Annotated in this window: 15 protein-coding genes; all 15 read right to left on the minus strand. The window is 51.2% G+C overall.

Features of this window, described 5'->3' with window-relative positions:
- Positions 1 to 9 precede the first annotated feature (9 nt).
- Positions 10 to 1,188: a phosphoglycerate dehydrogenase gene (locus BOW06_RS02475; RefSeq protein ID WP_043116982.1), complete on the minus strand. Its 1,179-nt coding sequence runs from the start codon at positions 1,186 to 1,188 to the stop codon at positions 10 to 12.
- 42 nt (positions 1,189 to 1,230) lie between these two features.
- Positions 1,231 to 2,313 carry a 3-phosphoserine/phosphohydroxythreonine transaminase gene (gene serC, locus BOW06_RS02480; protein ID WP_043116984.1) on the minus strand — a complete coding sequence of 361 codons (1,083 nt, stop codon included), beginning with the start codon at positions 2,311 to 2,313 and terminating at the stop codon, positions 1,231 to 1,233.
- 51 nt (positions 2,314 to 2,364) lie between these two features.
- Positions 2,365 to 4,980: a DNA gyrase subunit A gene (gene gyrA, locus BOW06_RS02485; protein ID WP_043116985.1), complete on the minus strand. Its 2,616-nt coding sequence runs from the start codon at positions 4,978 to 4,980 to the stop codon at positions 2,365 to 2,367.
- 222 nt (positions 4,981 to 5,202) lie between these two features.
- Positions 5,203 to 5,859: a peptidoglycan L,D-endopeptidase MepK gene (gene mepK / locus BOW06_RS02490; RefSeq protein ID WP_179115395.1), complete on the minus strand. Its 657-nt coding sequence runs from the start codon at positions 5,857 to 5,859 to the stop codon at positions 5,203 to 5,205.
- A 142-nt stretch (positions 5,860 to 6,001) separates the two neighbouring features.
- Complete coding sequence (locus tag BOW06_RS02495; protein WP_179116069.1) at positions 6,002 to 7,588, minus strand: L,D-transpeptidase family protein; 1,587 nt, start codon at positions 7,586 to 7,588, stop codon at positions 6,002 to 6,004.
- Positions 7,589 to 7,659: 71 nt separating this feature from the next.
- A complete protein-coding gene (locus BOW06_RS02500) occupies positions 7,660 to 8,808 on the minus strand; it encodes an MFS transporter (RefSeq protein ID WP_043116987.1) in 1,149 nt (382 codons plus the stop codon).
- Positions 8,809 to 8,815: 7 nt separating this feature from the next.
- Positions 8,816 to 9,922 (minus strand): chorismate synthase, encoded by a 1,107-nt coding sequence (gene aroC / locus BOW06_RS02505; protein ID WP_043116988.1) that lies wholly within the window; start codon positions 9,920 to 9,922, stop codon positions 8,816 to 8,818.
- 275 nt (positions 9,923 to 10,197) lie between these two features.
- On the minus strand, positions 10,198 to 10,563 hold the full coding sequence (locus BOW06_RS02510) for a hypothetical protein (RefSeq protein WP_043116990.1): 366 nt from the start codon (positions 10,561 to 10,563) through the stop codon (positions 10,198 to 10,200).
- Positions 10,556 to 10,789, minus strand: coding sequence for an RND transporter (locus BOW06_RS02515; RefSeq protein ID WP_078453063.1), 234 nt, complete (start codon positions 10,787 to 10,789; stop codon positions 10,556 to 10,558). The genes BOW06_RS02510 and BOW06_RS02515 overlap by 8 nt, the downstream gene beginning before the upstream one ends.
- Positions 10,776 to 11,432 (minus strand): TIGR04282 family arsenosugar biosynthesis glycosyltransferase, encoded by a 657-nt coding sequence (locus BOW06_RS02520; RefSeq protein WP_043116993.1) that lies wholly within the window; start codon positions 11,430 to 11,432, stop codon positions 10,776 to 10,778. Before BOW06_RS02520 ends, BOW06_RS02515 begins: the two co-directional genes overlap by 14 nt.
- Positions 11,433 to 12,110 (minus strand): TIGR04283 family arsenosugar biosynthesis glycosyltransferase, encoded by a 678-nt coding sequence (locus BOW06_RS02525; protein ID WP_078453064.1) that lies wholly within the window; start codon positions 12,108 to 12,110, stop codon positions 11,433 to 11,435. It abuts the gene before it with no gap.
- Between the two features lie 27 nt (positions 12,111 to 12,137).
- Positions 12,138 to 13,097: an arsenosugar biosynthesis radical SAM (seleno)protein ArsS gene (gene arsS / locus BOW06_RS02530; protein WP_078453065.1), complete on the minus strand. Its 960-nt coding sequence runs from the start codon at positions 13,095 to 13,097 to the stop codon at positions 12,138 to 12,140.
- Between the two features lie 63 nt (positions 13,098 to 13,160).
- Complete coding sequence (locus tag BOW06_RS02535; protein ID WP_043116995.1) at positions 13,161 to 13,505, minus strand: DsrE/DsrF/TusD sulfur relay family protein; 345 nt, start codon at positions 13,503 to 13,505, stop codon at positions 13,161 to 13,163.
- A 15-nt stretch (positions 13,506 to 13,520) separates the two neighbouring features.
- Positions 13,521 to 14,498 (minus strand): VTT domain-containing protein, encoded by a 978-nt coding sequence (locus BOW06_RS02540; RefSeq protein ID WP_043116996.1) that lies wholly within the window; start codon positions 14,496 to 14,498, stop codon positions 13,521 to 13,523.
- The gene (locus BOW06_RS02545) at positions 14,491 to 15,348 is read right to left on the minus strand and encodes a sterol desaturase family protein (protein WP_043116998.1); all 858 of its coding nucleotides are present in this window, start codon (positions 15,346 to 15,348) and stop codon (positions 14,491 to 14,493) included. The genes BOW06_RS02540 and BOW06_RS02545 overlap by 8 nt, the downstream gene beginning before the upstream one ends.
- Between the last annotated feature and the right edge of the window lie 58 nt (positions 15,349 to 15,406).

Raw genomic sequence — 15,406 nt, forward strand, 5'->3', positions numbered from 1 at the left:
CTCATTCAATCACTTTTTAGTGCATCCAAGACAGCGAACCGAGAGTACGCCCTCAATTGAGACCATTGCGTCGATCAGACCTGCACTTGGCTCATCATCCACATCAACAAGAGTAACAGCAATCTCGTCATGTGACTTGTTGAGCATATCTACGATGTTGCGTCCGTCATCTGCAAGCAGAGTTGAGATCTGGCCGAGCATGTTCGGAACGTTGCGGTTAACAATAGCCATCCTGTGTCCGCCATTACGTGGCAGGTTGATCTCCGGAAGGTTAACCGAGTTGCTGATATTGCCATCTTCGAGATAACAACGCACCTGGTCTGCGACCATGATGGCACAGTTCTCTTCCGCCTCACGTGTTGACGCGCCAAGGTGCGGTAAGGTCAGACACTTTGGATGATCCTTCAGCAGGTTGCTTGGGAAATCGCATATATAGGCATAGAGCTTACCACTGTCGAGCGCCTCAACAGCCGCTTCATCATCAATGATGCCGTTGCGGGCAAAATTGAGCAGGACGGCGTTGTCCGGCATTAGTCGGATACGCTCTGCGTTGATCATATTGCTGGTCGCTTCGTTAAGCGGTACGTGAAAGGTCACAAAATCGGAACGTGACAACAGGTCATCAACGCTCATCGCCTGCTCGACACCAGCCTCCAGTGCCCAGGCACTCTTGACTGTTATAGTTGGATCATAACCAACCACGTTCATTCCCAGCGAGCGTGCGGCATTTGCAACCTTGACGCCAATCGCACCGAGGCCGATGACACCGAGGGTACGTCCGGGCAATTCAAATCCGACAAAATTCTTTTTACCCGCTTCGACAGACTTGCCGATGACAGCATCATCGCCTTCGAGCGAACGGGCAAAACTCCACGCCTGGCCGATATTACGCGCAGCCATCAACATGCCGGCAAGAACAAGCTCCTTGACCGCATTAGCATTGGCACCCGGTGCATTGAACACAGGTATGCCAAGCTCTGTCATCTTATCAACAGGAATATTGTTGACACCTGCACCGGCACGGCCGATCGCCTTGACCGACTCGGATAACTCCATATCGTGCATTTTCGAGGAGCGCACCAGAATCGCATCCGGATGTGTTATTTCAGATGCAATCTCGTAGGCATCACGTGGAAGTCGCTCCAACCCAGCAACAGAAATATTGTTTAAAGTCAGTATCTTATACATTATTTTTTTACGTCTTTTGTTATATTGTGTTAAATCAGCCTGTCAGCCGTTTTTGCTTTCAAATTCCTGCATATATTCAACCAGTCGCTCGACACCCTCACGCGGCATGGCGTTATAAATACTGGCACGCATACCACCAACCGACCTGTGACCCTTTAGAGTCATCAGCCCGACTTCCTGCGCTCCCTTGAGGAACTCAGCATCGAGATCAGGATTGGCCAGTGTGAACGGAACATTCATCCACGACCTGCTCTCCTTTTCAACAGGGTTTGCGTAGAAATCAGAGCCGTCGACAGCATCGTAAAGCAGCTGCGCCTTGGCCTGGTTAATACCAGCCATCGCTTCGAGTCCGCCAAGGCCCTTTAGCCATTTAAAGACGAGCCCTGCAAGATACCATCCGTAAGTGGGTGGCGTGTTGTACATGGAATCGTTGTCGACATGTGTTGCATAACGGAACATGCTCGGCGTGGATTCCAGTGCATCACCAATCAGATCATCACGAATGATGGCAATAGTCAGGCCAGCCGGACCAATATTCTTCTGTGCGCCTGCGTAGATCATGCCGTAACGGCTGACATCGATTGGACGCGACAGAATAGTGGATGACATATCAGCGATCAGTGGCGCGTCGCCGGTTTCCGGAATATATGGAAACTCGACACCGCCAATAGTTTCATTTGGCGTGTAGTGCACGTAGGCAGCATCAGCAGAGAGGTTCAGTTCCGCCTGGGTTGGCGTGCTTGAGAAGGAAGTTCCCTCGGTTGTCGCTGCAATGTTGACATCACAATAGCGCTTGGCCTCGGCAATTGCTTTCTTTGACCAAGCACCGGTGTTGATATAGTCAGCGCCTTTCTTTTCGCCCAACAGGTTCATCGGGATCATCGCAAACTGTGATGATGCACCGCCCTGCAAGAACAGTACCTTGTAGTTGTCAGGAATTGCCATCAGTTCACGCAGATCGGCTTCTGCCTCAGCTGCAATCGACATAAACTCCTTGCCGCGATGGGACATCTCCATGACAGACATGCCGCTGCCGTTCCAGTCGAGCATTTCGGCCTGCGCCTGTTCCAGAACAGCCTGAGGAAGAGCAGCCGGACCGGCGCTGAAATTAAAAACACGTGACATAGTTAATCCTGCTAGATATTTAATTAAATGTATTGGAAATGACGAAACCTGTTATTCCGCTGCTTCGTCACCTGTTGATTCATCTGCGCCTGTCTCCTCAGAGGCCTCTTCAGAAGTCTCGTCAAGCTCATCTTCATCAGATTCCAGCGTGACAACAGGTTCAATTCCGATGAGATGCTCCTTGGCAGACAGCGAGATCAGCTTCACGCCCTGTGCGCTTCGACCTGTAACTGAAACATCCGACACACGTGTGCGCACAAGAGTGCCACCATCGGTGATCAGCATAATCTCATCATCCTCATCAACAATAACAGCACCCACCTGCTTGCCGTTTCGCTCTGAAGTCTTCAACGAGATCACACCCATGCCGCCACGACCTTTCTGAGGATAATCCTCAACCGGCGTACACTTGCCATAGCCGTTTTCCGATGCACTCAGAATGCGTGAACCTTCACGCGCAATAATCAGGGACGTGACCTGGTGATCTTTGCCCAGCTTGATGCCACGTACACCTGTTGCTGTACGTCCCATGCTACGAACCTGTGATTCGCTGAAACGCATCGCCTTGCCTTCAGTGCTGAAGAGCATCACGTCCATGCTGCCATCGGTGATATCAACCCCGATGAGCTTATCGTCATCACGTAACTCAACAGCAATAATGCCGCTGGCACGCGGACGCGAGAAGGCTTCGAGGGAGGTCTTTTTGACTACACCTGAACTGGTCGCCATGAAGACGAACAGATTCTCGTCATATTCACGTACCGGCAGAACAGCGTTGACGCGCTCATCCTCTTCGAGCGGCAAGAGGTTGTTCATTGGTCGACCACGTGCTGTGCGCCCTGCCTGGGGCAAATCGTAGACCTTGAGCCAGTACACCCTGCCACGACTGGTAAAACACAAAATGGTGTCGTGGGTGTTGGCAACAAACAGCTTGTCGACAAAATCCTCTTCCTTGGTCTTTGTCGCAGACTTACCCTTGCCACCACGGCGCTGTGCCTGGTAGTCAGCAAGTGGCTGAGATTTCGCATAACCAAGGTGCGAGATAGTCACGACCATATCCTCTTCCGGAATCAGATCCTCGGTCGTCAGATCAAGCCGATTAAAGATGATCTCGGTACGTCGTTCGTCTCCGAACTGCTCCCTGATAGCGACCAGTTCCTCTCGAATTACCTTCATCAGGCGATCCGGGCTTGAGAGAATATTCAACAGGGCTGCAATCCTGGCGAGAATCTCTTCATACTCCTTGAGGATTTTTTCCTGCTCGAGTCCTGTCAGTTTTTGCAGGCGCAGATCAAGAATTGCCTGTGCCTGTATCTCTGTCAGCTGATATCCATCAGCCGTCAGGCCAAATTCGGTAGGAAGCCCTTCAGGACGCGTTGATTCAGCGCCTGTTTGTTTTAGCATCGCCTCGACAGCACCAGACTTCCAGGTACGCGCGACCAGTTTCTGCTTGGCTTCTGCAGGCGTTGGAGCCGTCTTGATCAGTTCGATGATCTCATCGATATTGGCAAGTGCAACCGCGAGCCCCTCAAGAATGTGGGCGCGATCACGTGCCTTGCGCAGATCGAAGAGTGTTCTGCGTGTCACCACTTCGCGACGGTGACGCAGGAAATACTCAAGGCACTGCTTCAGATTCAGCGTGCGTGGCTGACCGTCAACCAGTGCCACCATGTTGATGCCGAAGACATTCTGCATCTGCGTGTGCTTGAACAGGTTATTCAGCACCACCTCTGGCACTTCACCGCGCTTGAGCTCAATGACCATACGCATGCCGTCCTTATCGGACTCGTCACGCAGGGCACTGATACCCTCGAGCTTCTTCTCTTTTACCAGTTCGGCAATTTTTTCCAGCAGGCGCGCCTTGTTGACCTGGTATGGCAATTCATTTACGACGATGCGAACCCGGCCGTTATCGTGCTCCTCGAACTCGGTACGTGCGCGAATGTAGACCTTGCCACGCCCGGTGTTATAGGCGTCAACAATTCCGCGTGCACCGTTGATGAGGCCGGCTGTAGGAAAATCAGGTCCCGGGATATGCGCCATCAGACCGGAGATATCGATATCAGGCGTATCGATAATTGCCACGCAGGCATTAATCGTCTCGGTCAGGCTGTGCGGCGGTATATTGGTCGCCATGCCAACAGCAATACCGGCAGAGCCGTTAATCAGCAGGTTTGGCAGGCGCGCCGGCAGAACTGCCGGTTCATGTTCTGATTCATCGTAGTTGGCGATGAAGTCGACCGTCTCCTTGTCGATATCCTCGAGCATGGAGTGGGCGATTTTCGCCATGCGCACTTCGGTGTAACGCATCGCTGCCGGCGAATCGCCGTCAACCGAACCGAAGTTACCCTGTCCGTCAACGAGCATATAGCGCATTGAGAATGGCTGCGCCATACGTACGATCGTATCGTAGACCGCGGTGTCACCATGCGGATGGTATTTACCGATCACGTCACCGACGATACGGGCGGATTTTTTATAGGGTTTGTTCCAGTCGTTGTTGAGTACGTTCATGGCGTAAAGAACGCGCCGGTGAACAGGTTTGAGTCCGTCACGAACGTCAGGCAGTGCACGCCCGACAATAACGCTCATTGCATAGTCGAGGTACGACTGCTGCATCTCCTCCTCAAGATTGATGGGGAGTATTTCCTTGGCAAATTCACTCATGGGGGATGTTACAAACCCTCTCTGGTTGATCGATTCAGCCAATGGTTTTTAGCTGTTTTTCTTATCCATCGTCTGGCTGTAATTTCAGCTCGAAAATCATACCATTATTTGGGTAAAAAAGCACTGTCCCGGTGTGGACTTAGGGCGAATCCGGAGAACAAAAAACCCGGTCTGTCAGACCGGGTTTTTCTGGTGAATAATGAGCTACAGGATAAGAGTTGATCAACTCCTCCAGGAGCGTACACCACCAACGTCGAGATGGACGAAGCGGCTCTTGCCGTAATAGCCTGCGCCACCGGTCTTGAGATCTTTGGCTGCATTGAAAACCAGGTCGGAAGATGTACCGGGAATCTGGATATCAACCGCCATGCCTTTCATGTGAAAGCTCTCCTTGGCAACTCCCCTGCTCTTCTGACGCAGTTTTGCGTTACTTGCAGGTGAACGATAGCCTGAGATGACTTCCAGAGTCTTATCTTCCACACCAAGCTTGCGTTGCAGGCTGCTGAGATAATCGATGAGCTCACAATTGATTTCACACACAGCATCGTTGCGATGATCGCGCAATACCTTGTTGATCTCAGCCAGCGCATCTTTCTCGTACTGACCGTCAATCCAGTAATCGACACTGCTCTTTTCGCCCGTATGCAGGTTGTGCAGTGAAATTGAGCGAACATCTTTTGGCCTGGCTTTTTCAATTGCCGCCTGTTCAGCCTCAGGACCCTTGGTCAGCAGAGTAAACAGGTTGCGCAGAGAAGAACTGATTTCTTTCAGATCAGTCGGGGCAGCCATAGCCTGAGGAACGATGGTTGTTCCAGCAAGAAGTGAGGCTGTCTGTATGAATCGGCGTCTAGGGAGATGTACAGCTGTCTCTTTAGTCATAAATTCCATGCGTTAATTGGTGGCATTCGAAAAATTTCGACAAATGATATAGAAAAAAGTTTCAAGGGGCAACTATAGTATAAGCTTATACCAATGTAACCCATTGATTAATTAAGGATTAACTTATCGTGTTTTTCGCCGTTTATTTCGCCGCCAATAAGCGGCGGTCCCTCTTGTAGATATCATTAAAGAAAGAGATATCACCCTTTCCTTCGCTCCAGGCTGTCATGTAGACCAGGTAAACTGGAATCTCACCTTTCAGATTGACATGGCGATTGTGTGAAGATGACTGGATCATACTGGCTATTTCATCAGGTGAACTCGTACCGAGTATTCTCGCTGCCAGTTCCAAGGGCTTCTCGATTCTGATACAACCATGGCTCAGCGCACGCTTGTCCTTCCTGAAAAGCGAAGGCGCACTGGTATCGTGCAGGTAGATACCATGCCGATTCGGAAAGATGAACTTGATGTCGCCAAGTGCATTTGTGTTGCCCGATGACTGAACTATCCTGTAGGGAAATTCAGAACCGGTGCCCAGGCTAGCCCAGTCGACCGATGCTGGATCGATTTGCTGCTTGCTCTGCTTGTCATACACCTTGAAACCTGCACGGTATACATAGTCCGGATCCTCGCTAATCTTCGGTGCCAGCTCCTTGGAAGCAATTGAGTTCGGAACATACCAGTTGGGATTCATCACCAGGTACTTCATTTTCTGGGTAAAACTCGGGGTCTGGTTTTTGTAATCCCCGACAATGGTTCGCATCGTCAGCGGCTTCTTTCCGGGCTGATGAAACCACAGGCGATAGGCAGGCACATCGACAATAACGTAGCTGCTGCCAAGTTCTCTTGGCATCCAGCGCCAGCGCTCCATTGAGGCAATAATCTGTTCGATACGCTGTTCAATTGGAACGGCAAGTGCCGCACGGGTTGCACCGCCGACAACACCATCGTCATTAAGTCCATGGCGACGTTGGAAACGTTTCACGGCCTCCACCAGCGCATCATCATAGAGTTGTGAATCAGCAGACGATGAAGCCGCTTTATCGGTCACAGCAAGGCGCGCCCGAAGCGATTCAACCTGCTGATGTCGATCTCCAGGGTCCAGACGTCTCGGTCCCCTTGCAGGAAAATCGGGCCAACCGCCTCTCTTGGCTACTTTGCGGTGTTCACGCAACTGTGCGCGAAGAGCAGCATACTCTTCATGAGGAGGCGCCAGATCCTTGAGGAAAGCCCGTAATCTGCCATATTCAACGGCTTTTGATACTTCTCCAACCAGGTTGAATTTCGGCTTCCTGATATGCCACCTGCGATCGACCTGCTGAGGTGAATGGACTCCATCACGAAGGTCGTGGGCATAAGAGAGTAATACATCTGTCAGTATCAACTCCTGCTGCAATCCGGAAGCCTGCTTGATCTCGTCAAGCCGGTAATCTGCAGGGTTAAGACCCTCCTTGTCGGATTCGCGAAGATTCTTTAGCAGTGCACTTACCTGGGAGTAGTTCTTCCATGTTGGTTGATAATTTCGAAGAGTATAGAAACTCTGCAGGAGTTTCCTGTGCTTTTTGGGTCGAACTTTCTGAACTGCCTGCTTGAGTTCGATGGCCTCATCACTTAAAACAGGCTTGCTGGATACCGCCTTATTATCAGCCTGCGCTGTAGCACTGAGCAGCAACAGAGACACGAGAGAAACTATTGCCCCTTTTACCGAAAACCATCTATTCACAGCCATCAACATCATCAAGAAGACTCCTCAGCTTATCTCTTACTTCAACCTTCTAATTATTATATAGAACCATAGACTCACCCGCCGCGTCTGTCCATGCCTATTATTGTAATCAGCATACCTGAAAAAGCGATAACTGCGGCAATAGAGAAAACCGTCGTTGCCCCCCAAAGCTCCCAGGTAGCGCCACTGGCAACGCTTCCGGCTGCCCCGCCCGCACCAAAACTGATGCTGCTGTACAGTGCTTGCCCACGACCCTGCAATTTGTGTGTAAATGCATGATGCACATAGTGAATTGCTGCCGCATGAAAACTACCAAAAGTCGCTGCGTGCAATAACTGCGCAAATAGCAATATTGCCAGGGAATCGCCAAAATGGCCGATCAGCAACCAACGCAGGCCGGCAATAGCCAGGCTGGCGATTAAAAGCGTGCGCGCTCCAAAACGCTCAAGCAGCTTGTGCATGAAAAAGATATAGAGCACCACCTCAGCAATCACACCGAGTGCCCACATCTCACCTATCAGGGTCTCCGAATAGCCAAAACCCTGCATGTAGATCGTATAGAAGGTGTAATAGGCACCGTGACTGAACTGCATCAGGAAACAGGCTGCAACAAATGTCAGTATTGGCGGCGATTTCAGCAGCGAGAAAAATGAGTGCGGCTGGTGCTGGTGCTCGTGCTCAGCCGGTGTGCTCTCTTCAGGCACCAGTTGTGTCGCCACCCAGATACCGGCATAGAGTACTGCAAGCGTGTAGAGAATCACCCTGCTGCCATGATGGTCGATGAGATAACCAACGCCGACAACCATGGCGATAAAACCGATTGAGCCCCACACACGCACCCTGCTGTACATGGCGCTTTCCTGATCCAGGTGGCGGAAAGTAACCGCTTCTACCTGTGGCAACACAGCGTTCCAGAAGAAACTGAACAGGGTCATCGCAATTGCCAGGGGCCAGAAACCCGATACCCAGAAAACCAGCAGAAAAGTAAGAAATGCAGCGAGTGCACCGCTGCGTACTATTTGCATGCGCTTATTGGTGTGATCGGCAATCACGCCCCACACGAAGGGTGCGATCATTTTGGTCGCCATCGGTATCGCCATCAGCTCACCGATCTGAATCGCAGTATAACCGCTATCTTTCAGGTATAGCGCCCAGAAAGGTGCAAGAACACCGAGTGCCGAGAAGTAGAAAAAATAGAATGCCGAGAGGCGCCAGTATGGCATCGAGAAATCAGCTTTCGCCTGCAGGAACTACCGGAACAGGTGGAGTGACATCAGCGTTCTGACCACGCTGCCTGAGCAGGTGATCAAGCAGTACGATAGCAGTCATCGCCTCAACAATCGGGGTTGCACGAATACCAACGCAGGGATCATGACGCCCCTTGGTCACGACATCGACAGGTTCACCCTCTTTATTGATCGTATTGCCGCCAATCCTGATACTCGAGGTTGGCTTGAAGGCGACCCGCGCAACAATATCCTGACCACTGGAGATACCACCGAGGATGCCGCCGGCATTATTCGACAGAAAACCCTCAGGCGTCATCTCGTCGCGATGTTCCGTGCCCTTCTGCGCAACCGAGTTGAAACCGGCTCCGATCTCAACACCCTTGGCGGCATTGATACTCATTAATGCATGGGCAAGATCGGCATCAAGACGATCGAAAATCGGCTCGCCAAGACCAGGCGGCATGCCGCTTGCAACAACAGTGATCTCCGCACCGACAGAATTACCCTCTTTGCGTAAATCATCCATATAGGCTTCCATCTCTGGAATGGCATCCAGATCCGGAACAAAGAAGGGATTATCGTCATTCTCGACAACATCCCAATCGAACTTTGCAGGGCGTAGCGGGCCCAATGCTGACAGGCAGGCACGCACCTCGATACCTAGGCTCTCCTTCAGATACTTCTTGGCAACCGCACCGGCAGCAACACGCATTGCCGTTTCGCGTGCAGAGGAGCGGCCACCGCCACGATAGTCACGCGTTCCGTACTTCTGTAAATAGGTGTAATCGGCATGACCGGGGCGAAAACGGTCAGAAATATCGGAATAGTCTTTTGAGCGCTGATCCTGGTTAAAGATAACCAGCCCAATCGGTGTGCCCGTGGTCTTGCCCTCGAAAATACCGGAAAGAATCTGCACTTCGTCGGGTTCACGACGCTGCGTGGTGTGGCGTGTTTTGCCCGGGCGGCGACGCTCCAGGTCACCCTGGATATCTGCCTCACTCAGCTCCATTCCCGGCGGACAGCCGTCAATGACGCAGCCGATAGCCGTACCGTGGCTTTCGCCAAATGAAGTGACTGTGAAAAGCTTGCCGATTGTATTCCCGGACATAATAGACTCAATCTCTAATGATAGCGTTGCATTGTACCAACCTGCCCCGCACCAGTCATCAATGGAAACAACAAACCAGGTGTGGTGCGCAGTACCAGTTAGCGTGCCTCTCCACGGCTGCGCCTGATCATTCGCCCCACAGCGCGAAAGGAACTCGCAATCTCCGATTGCTCAAACAACCTTTCGCTTCTTCAGTGGAACGAATGGGCTACGCCGACGTCGAGTCACGCTAACTGGTACTACCCTGATTCTATAGTCGTCTGCAGGTGCCGTACTTATCCAGAAATGGACTCGAGCAACCTCTCTTTCAGCTCCTCGATACTCTCGCAAGAATTGATTGCACTGGCATCGAGGCGTAATTCGAGCCCGTCAGGAGACTCCATGTAGATCGCAGGCAACTGGTCAGTCACGCCATACTGTTCCCTTGCCTCGTTTCGATGCAGGAACAAGACCGGAAAATCGATCTCGTTGATAAAACTCTTCCACTCGCTGTGCATGCTGAAATTGCCATGCGTAATACTGCAAAGATTGCATTCGTAGGTTTCAGGCGAAACGATTTTATGGGTGATGTCTTTCAGCGTGTTGAACATACCGCTGTCGGCGTTGTAAACAAAAACGAGCTGCCTGTTCGTGTCAGACATTCTCTTCACCATCGTTACTTCTCATTCGAACCAGCTTGATACCGACCAGTATCAATGGTGAACCATGCATAAGCAGGTCGAATATATCGATGGGACGTGACAGGGTTCCTGCTGCCAGCATCTTGAGCTTCTCCCATAAATGCGGTTCGGGCGAAAATGGTGCCAGTCCGAGAAAAACTGCAATAAGCAGTAGTGATGAGAGTGGGATTCGATCAATCCAGTTCATAGTTCTTGATACCAGTTTGTTGCATTAATTCAGGAAAACGGGCCAGGTCCTCTGGCCTGTCCAGGTCATTCAGGGTGTCTAGCATACAGCAGGATAGAGCGGATCTCTCTAATCGCGCTTCAATCTCTTTCATCACGTTCTCATCTCCCCACTGCATATTCGAAAAGAGACCTTGCGGATACCTCCTCAGCCCGACAAGGTAAAAACCACCATCAGCAGCTGGGCCAAATACAATCTCTTCTCCACCTTCGAGTTTCCGTTTTGCCTCGTCAATGATTCCGGCGTGCAATTCCGGGCAATCCGTACCGATCAATATGGCCCATTGGTATTTTTCAACCGCCTGGCAGAGTGCAAATGCCATGCGTTCACCAAGATCCTTGCCGTGCTGCTCATGCAGGGAAAAATCATGTGTTTCCCCTGCCTCCTGAAAGAAAGGATCGGATGTATCCGGGGCACACCAGAGCTCGGCAACACCTGTCATTCTCTCGCTGATTTTAGTAAAAGTGCTGTTAGCCAAATGTGCATGCAGCCTGGCCGCGCCCTCCGCACCCAACTCGGGAATCAGGCGTGTTTTTACCTTGCCCGGCACAGGGGCCTTGCAGAAAACCTGGATAACGCCGCCTGAACTATTATTGCAATTCATTTAACGGTACAACCTTGCCAGCTTTCCGGCAGGGACACCGAATGCATAGGCGGCGCGCAGATACCACATCAACAAAACCGTCCTGATAACCCCCTTCTCCTGCCACCGTCGGCTGGAAGTCACCAGCACCTGCTTCATACAGAGTGGTGATGCTGTTGTTTTAAGACGCTTGCTGAGTTCAATATCTTCCATCAGTGCCTGCCGAGGCACACCTCCAATCGCTTCAAGTGTATCGCGGCGCACGAAAATACCCTGGTCGCCTGTACAGATACCGGTAATACAGGAGCGATAGTTCATCATCTTCTCGATAATCCGAAACAGGGGGTGCCGTCCATCAAGCCTGACGTTGAAACGTCCCCATGTCGCATCCTGTTTCTCCAGTGCAATCTCGATCACTTCATCTGTATTTTCAGGAACACGTGTATCGGCATGGAGAAACCAGATCAGCGGTGCAGTTGAGTGTTTGACACCATGCTCGAGCTGGTTAGCCCGTCCTTTTTCGCAGGTGAGAATTCTATCTGCCAGGGGCCCTGCCAAATCCATGGTGGCGTCATTACTACCCCCATCGACAAGAATCACCTCACAGTTTCGGCCTCTCATCATCTGCAGGCAAGAGAGTGTCTGTTCAATTGTTTCTGCCTCGTTCAAGGCAGGAATGATAATCGAAATTGCGGGCATGCTGTATCGGATTGGATGGCCCTGCAGTCAGGCCAGCGCCCCACCACAGCTGCTTCCCTGCCCCGCAGTACAGCCGTAGCAGTGATCTGCCATCGTGATATCACTGCCGGTCAAACCCTCGGTGTCGATATCCTTGATGTGAAGTCTCTCTTTGCCCAATGGCAAACCGATCATCTGGTTGAAATCACAATCATAGACATAGCCCTGCCAATCGACACTGATCAATGTACGGCACATAACACTCTGCAGATTCTCCGCTGCAAAGGAACTGCGCAACAGCTGCATGTATCCGTCAAACTCCCCTTTTGAAACCAGCATGCTGCCAAATCGCTGTATCGGCATGTTAACAAGCGTAAAGAGGCGACTGAATTCAACCCCATATTGTGCTCTCAGTTTTTGCCTGTAATCATCTTCCAGGCTCTCCTGTGACGGTGGCAGGTGCGAACCCACAGGGTTGTACATCAGGGTCAGTTCAAGCCCACTGCCAGGAACACCATAACCAAGTGAGTTGAGTTGCCTGAGCGCATCGATACTCCTGGTAAAGACACCCTTGCCACGTTGTGAATCGACATTCTCTTCGAGGTAGCATGGCAAGGAAGCGACAACCTCGACCTTGTATTGCGCCAGGAATTCAGCAAGTGACTCCTGCCCCGGTTCGGAAAGAACGGTCAGGTTGCAGCGATCAATAACATGTACACCCAGTGCGCTCGCTTTCTCAACAAGCTGCCGAAATGGCGCGTGGATTTCTGGTGCACCGCCGGTCAGATCAAGTTGCCTGATTGTGCCTGACTCGAGAAAATTGAGAATATCTCCGGCTGTTTCGGCAGACATCTCTTCTGTCCGGTTTGGCCCGGCATTCACATGGCAATGCTGGCACTGCTGATTACACTTGTAGCCTAGGTTGACCTGGAGTGTTTCCAGCCTGCTTCTGTGCAACACAGGAAAATCGCTCTTGCCCGGGTTGAGCTTTGGCAATACATCTATCATTTACAAAAACGCCTGTAATCTTTCACTTATCAGCTGATTTTACTACGTACAGCCGGGCAAAAATCAGAAAGTCAGTACCTTATCAGCATTCAGGGTATTTTCGGTCAGTTCATCGAGCGTGCTGCGCTTGCAACCCGCAATGACCTCGCTCTCTTTCAGACCGCGTGCATCCATACAGGTCCCACACAATAAAACCGAGCCCTTGCGAACAACTGCATTGATCATGAGTTCGACATTATAGAAACCCTGTGGCACCGTCTGCCCCGCCTTCGCACAGAAAACTGCATCAGCAAGCAGAAACAGCGTGACATTTTCATCCTTGCCGAGCAGGGACTTGGCCAGCCTCAGGCCGTTATAGCTGCGCTCGGTTCCATATGGTGGATCATTCAGAATAATCAGTGTAGACATTATCTTTACCCTCTTTTACACGGGTGGCTCATGTGAAACAGGCTCCCCAGCCGAATTCCAGGCTGTCATACCATTTCTGACAACATGGACATTCGAGAATCCATTTCGGGCTAGTATCCTGGCAGCCTTTACAGAGCGTTTGTCCGTTCGACAGACGATCGCAACTGGCGAGTCATTATGATCGGATATCTCTGCAATACGCTGCTTTAACTCTTCAAGCGGGATATTAAATGAACCAATGATATATCCTTGCTTGCCGACATAATCTTCTACTGTGCGAACATCAAGAATCAGTGGCGGATCATTTTCTTTTAACTGTTTGGCAAGTTCAGAAACATCTATCATCGGACCCTGGCGAAGCCTTCCCACCAGGCGCGGAATAAATGCAACAACGGCAAGCAAGGCGAGAGCCAGCAGCCCTTTCTGTATGAAGGACTCACCACCTGAGATTGCTTCACGACCCGCGTAACCGAGATAAGTATATGCAAAGGCCCCCGGAAGCATGAACAGATAGGTGGCAAGTATATAGTCGAGCAATCGTATGCGGGTCAGTCCAAGCGCATAGTTCAACAGGTTGAAAGGAAACAGGGGAACAAGACGCACGAAAGCAACGAATCGCCATCCTTCCGCCTCGACACCCTCCTTCAGCTTTGCAACTCTCTTTCCGCTGTTCTTTTCGACCCACTCAGAGGCAATGTATCGGGCAATGATAAATGCCAGTGTTGCGCCGATTGTCGCACCGGTCAGGTTGTAAAAGGTTCCCCAAACAGGTCCGAACAGAGCGCCACCGGCAAGAGTAAGGACAGAACCGGGCAGGAACACCAGCGTCGAAACGATATAGATGAGCATGAAAACGACAGGCCCTGCACTGCCCAGGCTTATCACCCACTCCTGCAGGGCATCTCCGCTCAATTGCTCACGGTAAACCACGGCGAGCGCAATACCGGCAGCAATCAGCAGCAGCAACAGAACCTGTGTGATGCGTTTATTCATCATCACTCCACTGACGGCGATTGATCGCGTAGTCACTGATCTTGCCTCGGAATGGCAGCCATAACATACCAGGAAGCCAGGTGACGTCACGTGCGTCCCTGTATTTCCGAATACCGATCGTCATCCCGACATGGCCGTCACGTGGTTGGTCACGGTAGGTTCCGAACAGGCGGTCCCACAGTGACAGGTTGAAACCGAAATTACTGTTTGCCTCGTCATCATTAACCGAGTGGTGAACTCGATGCATGTCCGGTGTCACGACGAACCAACGAACAAACCGGTCAACAGCTGCCGGCAAGCGTACGTTACCGTGATTGAACATCGCCATCAGGTTTAAAATCACTTCAAACAGGATGACCGCAACAACCGGTGGTCCCAGCAAAATGATGGTGGCGAACTTGATCAGCATCGACAGGAATATCTCGATTGGATGAAAGCGTGCGCCGGTAGTGAAATCGTAATCAATGTCCGCATGATGCACCCTGTGCAAACGCCACAACAGCGGCACCGCATGCACCATCACATGCTGCAGATAAATAACAAGATCCATCACCACGATCGACACAATAATCGCGAGAACAGGTGAGACCGAGTAGTAGTTGAAAAGCCCCCAGTTCTGTTCGACCGCAGTCATCGCAACACCGATAGCTGCCGCAGGGAAAGCGAGGCGCAGCAGGAAGCTGTTAAGAAACACGATGCCTAGATTATTGGCCCAGTGGACTGCTCTTGGAACCAACAAAGCACGGCATGGCGAGAGGTATTCCCAGCTCGCCATGATCACGATCATGCCGAAAAAACAGCTCATCCGAACCACTTTTTCATTGGCAACGACCCAGTCAACAAATTCCATCAGACCCCCTCAGCAAAATAACAAGAACTTGCTATACTAAGCACAACCTATTATTCAA

This window comes from Solemya velum gill symbiont (assembly GCF_002020255.1).
Taxonomy (GTDB): Bacteria; Pseudomonadota; Gammaproteobacteria; order Chromatiales; family Chromatiaceae.

What these genes read in the sequence shown, in the direction of transcription:
- BOW06_RS02475 (WP_043116982.1), bottom strand. Translation starts at nt 1,188, where the DNA reads ATGTATAAGATACTGACTTTAAACAATATTTCTGTTGCTGGGTTGGAG.
- serC (WP_043116984.1), bottom strand. Translation starts at nt 2,313, where the DNA reads ATGTCACGTGTTTTTAATTTCAGCGCCGGTCCGGCTGCTCTTCCTCAG.
- gyrA (WP_043116985.1), bottom strand. Translation starts at nt 4,980, where the DNA reads ATGAGTGAATTTGCCAAGGAAATACTCCCCATCAATCTTGAGGAGGAG.
- mepK (WP_179115395.1), bottom strand. Translation starts at nt 5,859, where the DNA reads ATGACTAAAGAGACAGCTGTACATCTCCCTAGACGCCGATTCATACAG.
- BOW06_RS02495 (WP_179116069.1), bottom strand. Translation starts at nt 7,588, where the DNA reads ATGGCTGTGAATAGATGGTTTTCGGTAAAAGGGGCAATAGTTTCTCTC.
- BOW06_RS02500 (WP_043116987.1), bottom strand. Translation starts at nt 8,808, where the DNA reads ATGCCATACTGGCGCCTCTCGGCATTCTATTTTTTCTACTTCTCGGCA.
- aroC (WP_043116988.1), bottom strand. Translation starts at nt 9,922, where the DNA reads ATGTCCGGGAATACAATCGGCAAGCTTTTCACAGTCACTTCATTTGGC.
- BOW06_RS02510 (WP_043116990.1), bottom strand. Translation starts at nt 10,563, where the DNA reads ATGTCTGACACGAACAGGCAGCTCGTTTTTGTTTACAACGCCGACAGC.
- BOW06_RS02515 (WP_078453063.1), bottom strand. Translation starts at nt 10,789, where the DNA reads ATGAACTGGATTGATCGAATCCCACTCTCATCACTACTGCTTATTGCA.
- BOW06_RS02520 (WP_043116993.1), bottom strand. Translation starts at nt 11,432, where the DNA reads ATGAATTGCAATAATAGTTCAGGCGGCGTTATCCAGGTTTTCTGCAAG.
- BOW06_RS02525 (WP_078453064.1), bottom strand. Translation starts at nt 12,110, where the DNA reads ATGCCCGCAATTTCGATTATCATTCCTGCCTTGAACGAGGCAGAAACA.
- arsS (WP_078453065.1), bottom strand. Translation starts at nt 13,097, where the DNA reads ATGATAGATGTATTGCCAAAGCTCAACCCGGGCAAGAGCGATTTTCCT.
- BOW06_RS02535 (WP_043116995.1), bottom strand. Translation starts at nt 13,505, where the DNA reads ATGTCTACACTGATTATTCTGAATGATCCACCATATGGAACCGAGCGC.
- BOW06_RS02540 (WP_043116996.1), bottom strand. Translation starts at nt 14,498, where the DNA reads ATGAATAAACGCATCACACAGGTTCTGTTGCTGCTGCTGATTGCTGCC.
- BOW06_RS02545 (WP_043116998.1), bottom strand. Translation starts at nt 15,348, where the DNA reads ATGGAATTTGTTGACTGGGTCGTTGCCAATGAAAAAGTGGTTCGGATG.